The organism is Azospirillum mesophilum, assembly GCF_053470405.2.
The window spans coordinates 1-3531 of the sequence record NZ_JBPXMQ020000092.1 but is presented as its reverse complement, the minus strand read 5'-3'; the positions used below and the strand labels follow the sequence as shown (position 1 = coordinate 3531).

The 3531-nt window shown below is 68.2% G+C and carries 3 protein-coding genes and 2 tRNA genes; 4 read left to right on the top strand and 1 reads right to left on the bottom strand.

Annotation, left to right across the window (positions count from 1 at the left end):
* Positions 1-146 precede the first annotated feature (146 nt).
* Positions 147-2102 carry a bifunctional 2',3'-cyclic-nucleotide 2'-phosphodiesterase/3'-nucleotidase gene (locus tag ACSVC7_RS32465; RefSeq protein ID WP_448208726.1) on the top strand — a complete coding sequence of 652 codons (1956 nt, stop codon included), beginning with the start codon at positions 147-149 and terminating at the stop codon, positions 2100-2102.
* Positions 2103-2105: 3 nt separating this feature from the next.
* Here ACSVC7_RS32465 and rlmB read toward each other — a convergent pair whose 3' ends face one another.
* Entirely contained in the window at positions 2106-2951 is an 846-nt protein-coding gene (gene rlmB, locus ACSVC7_RS32460) for a 23S rRNA (guanosine(2251)-2'-O)-methyltransferase RlmB (protein ID WP_448208725.1), read from the bottom strand.
* Between the two features lie 155 nt (positions 2952-3106).
* Between rlmB and ACSVC7_RS32455 the strand changes: the two genes are divergently transcribed.
* From ACSVC7_RS32455 to ACSVC7_RS32445, 3 genes are all read left to right on the top strand, one after another.
* A tRNA-Tyr gene (locus ACSVC7_RS32455) sits at positions 3107-3192 on the top strand.
* Between the two features lie 64 nt (positions 3193-3256).
* Positions 3257-3330 (top strand) — tRNA-Gly (locus tag ACSVC7_RS32450).
* Between the two features lie 80 nt (positions 3331-3410).
* Positions 3411-3531, top strand: a 121-nt coding sequence (locus ACSVC7_RS32445; RefSeq protein ID WP_483509101.1) for a GTP-binding protein, incomplete at its 3' end; no start/stop codon positions are given.

The window sequence follows — 3531 nt, the reverse complement described above, 5'->3', positions numbered from 1 at the left end:
CAAAGCATAGCGTCGCATCGGTCGGCCCTCCCGTCAGCCGACGCTCTATGAATCACGCATTCCGCCCGCTGGGAATCCCCTAACTGACGACACGCCCTAACCCGACGAGCGTCCGGAGAATCATAAACCCAATAGGGGGAGACGACATGAAGCCCACATCCGCCCTGTACGCGCTGGCGCTTGCCTTGTCGACGGCGCTCACCGCGCCGGCGCTGGCCGCCGAAAGCACGGTGAAGCTGCGCATCCTGGAAACGACCGACCTGCACGTCGCGCTTCTCCCGTACAACTACTACAGCGACAAGGAGGACGTGACCCAGGGCTTCGCCCGCACCGCCACGCTGATCCGCAAGGCGCGGGCGGAGGCGCCGAACACGCTGCTGTTCGACAACGGAGACCTGATCCAGGGCAACCCGCTGGGCGATTACGTGGCGCGCGAGACGGGGCTGAAGCCGGGCGACGTGCATCCCGCCTACGCGGCGCTGAACCAGCTCGGCTACACCGCCGGCACAGTGGGCAACCACGAGTTCAATTATGGGCTGGACTATCTGCAGACCGTGCTGGGCGGGGTGACGTTCCCCATCGTCTCCGCCAACGTCTTCCACGCCGACGGCGACCAGGACCCGTCCAACGACAAGCCCTATTTCGACCAGTACCGCATCGTCGAGACAAAGGTCACCGACGAGGCCGGGAAGGAGCAGGCGCTGAAGGTCGGCGTCATCGGCTTCGCCCCGCCGCAGATCGTGAACTGGGACAAGGCTTATCTTCAGGGCAAGGTGGTCACCCACGACATCGTGGACACCGCCCGCGAGCTGGTTCCGCAGATCCGCGCCAAGGGGGCCGACCTCGTCGTGGCGCTGGCCCACACCGGCATCTCGGCCGAGCCCCGGCAGGGCGGGGAGGAGAACGCCGGTTATTACCTGACGCAGGTGGAGGGGCTGGACGCCGTCCTGACCGGCCACCAGCACCGCGTCTTCCCCGGTCCGGACTTCGCCCGGCTGCCGGGCGCCGACATCGACAAGGGAACCATCAACGGCAAGCCGGTGGTCATGCCCGGCTTCTGGGGCAGCCATCTGGGCGTCGTCGACCTGACGCTGGTGAAGGACGGCGGGGCCTGGACGGTCGCCGACAGCCACAGCCACACCCGCGCCATCTACGAGTTGAAGGACAAGCAGCGCGTGCCGCTGGTCGACTCGGACCCGGCGGTGGAGCAGGCGGTGAAGGCCGTCCATGAGGAGACGCTCGCCTACGTCCGCAAGCCGGTCGGCGAGACGACCGCCCGCATCCACAGCTACTTCGCGCTGGTGCAGGACGACCCGTCGATACAGATCGTGACCAACGCGCAGAGCTGGTACCTGAAGCGGCTGGTGAAGGGGACGGATCTGGAGTCGCTGCCCGTCCTGTCGGCCGGCGCGCCCTTCAAGGCCGGCGGGCGCAACGGGGCGGAGTATTACACCGACGTGCCTCCAGGCCCCATCGCCATCCGCAACGCCGCCGACCTCTACCTCTACCCCAACACGCTGCGCGCGGTCGTGGTGACCGGCGATCAGGTGCGGGAGTGGCTGGAGATGTCGGCCGGCATGTTCAACACCATCGACCCGAAGAAGACGGAGGAGCAGCCGTTGCTGAACGCCGCCTTCCCCTCCTTCAACTTCGACGTCATCGACGGCGTGACCTACGAGATCGACCTCGGCCAGCCCTGGCGCTACGACATGGACGGGAAGGTCGTGAATCCCGAGTCGCACCGCATCCGGAACCTGTCCTACCAGGGCAAGCCCATCGACGGCGCGCAGAAATTCCTGGTGGCGACCAACAACTACCGCGCGGGCGGCGGGGGCAAGTTCCCCGGCCTGGACGGCAAGACCATCGCGGTCGAGGCGCCGGACGAAAACCGCACCGCGCTGACCTCCTACATCTACGACCAGAAGACGATCAACCCGTCGTCGGACGGCAACTGGCGATTCGCCACCCTGGACGGCGACCCGCTGGTGACCTTCGAGTCGTCGCCCAAGGCGAAGGACGTCCTGCCCGCCGACGGCCGGATCACCCCGGCCGGCGACGCGAAGGACGGCTTCGCCAAATACGCGATCAAGCTGGGCAAGTAGCGCTTAGCGAAGCCGCGCGACCTCGTAGAGGGCGACGGCCGCGGCGTTGGAGACGTTCAGGCTGCCGACCGGACCCTGGGTCGGCAGCCGGGCGATGACGTCACAGCGTTCCATGGTCAGGCGGCGCAGCCCGGCGCCCTCCGCACCCAGGACCAGCGCGGTGCGGCCGGTCAGGTTGCACTGCGCCAGCGTCTGCGAGCCCGACTCGGCGAGCCCCACGGTCCAGAAGCCGGCCTGCTGGAGGTCGCCGAGCGCGCGGGCGAGGTTGGTGACGCGCACCAGCGGCACCGCCTCCAGCGCGCCCGACGCGCTCTTGGCGAGCACGCCGGTGGTCTCCGGCGCGTGACGCTCCGTCACCACCACCGCCTTGGCCCCGAAGGCCGAGGCGGAGCGCAGGATCGCGCCCACATTGTGCGGGTCGGTCACCTGGTCCAGCACCACGATGAGCGCGTTGGGGTCGGAGTCGGCCTCCGCGCAGATGTCTTCGACCCCGACCTCCTCCAGCGGGCCGACGTCCAGCGCGACGCCCTGGTGCACCGCGCCCGGCGGCAGCATCCGGTCGAGATCGTGCCGCTCCACCGGCAAGGCGCCGGGGCGGTCGAGTCCCCGCGCCTTGGCCTGCGCCAGCACCGGCTCCAGGGCCGCGCGGGCGTTCTCCGTGACCAGCAGGCGGTGGACCCGGCGTTCCGGGTTCAGCAGGGCCGCCGCGACGGGGTGCAGGCCGTAGAGCAGCGCGCCCTGGGCGCCGCGCCCGCCGCCGGAGCGCTCGCGCCGGCCCTCGCGGCCGGAGGACTCGGGACGGCCATCGGGGCGGCCGGGGGGAGGGGAGGGCTTCTTGTGGCGGGTCATGATGTCCGGCGGAAGGGGGCGGGGTACGGGTGAAATTCGACCCCGCCGGGGTTATTCACAGTTTTCTGGTTTGGACTGCTTCAGACGTGTTGACAAGGCCCGAAAAATTCTCATAGTGCCGAACTCCGCGGCGGGCACGTCCCGCAGCGGCCTGAGGAAGGGTGGCCGAGTGGTTAAAGGCAGCAGACTGTAAATCTGCCCGCGTACGCGTACGCTGGTTCGAATCCAGCCCCTTCCACCACTACATTCCACGGCTTGTCCGTGATCGCATTTCCCGGTCGATGGCGCCGGGCGGGGCTCGGCAGGCGGGTGTAGCTCAATGGTAGAGCAGAAGCCTTCCAAGCTTACGACGGGGGTTCGATTCCCCTCACCCGCTCCAATCCCGCGCGCTTAGGGCAATGACGATCTCGGCCGGGCCATTGTGTGCGTCCGGAACGTCGGGAACGAAAGACCAAAGCGATGGCGAAGGCAAAGTTTGAGCGGAACAAGCCGCACTGCAACATTGGCACGATCGGCCACGTCGACCACGGCAAGACGTCGCTGACCGCGGCGATCACGAAGGTGCTGGCCGAGACCGGCG

Bases quoted from the DNA above. Each gene is read 5' to 3' on its own strand.
- rlmB (WP_448208725.1), bottom strand. From the start codon at position 2,951: ATGACCCGCCACAAGAAGCCCTCCCCTCCCCCCGGCCGCCCCGATGGC.
- ACSVC7_RS32465 (WP_448208726.1), top strand. From the start codon at position 147: ATGAAGCCCACATCCGCCCTGTACGCGCTGGCGCTTGCCTTGTCGACG.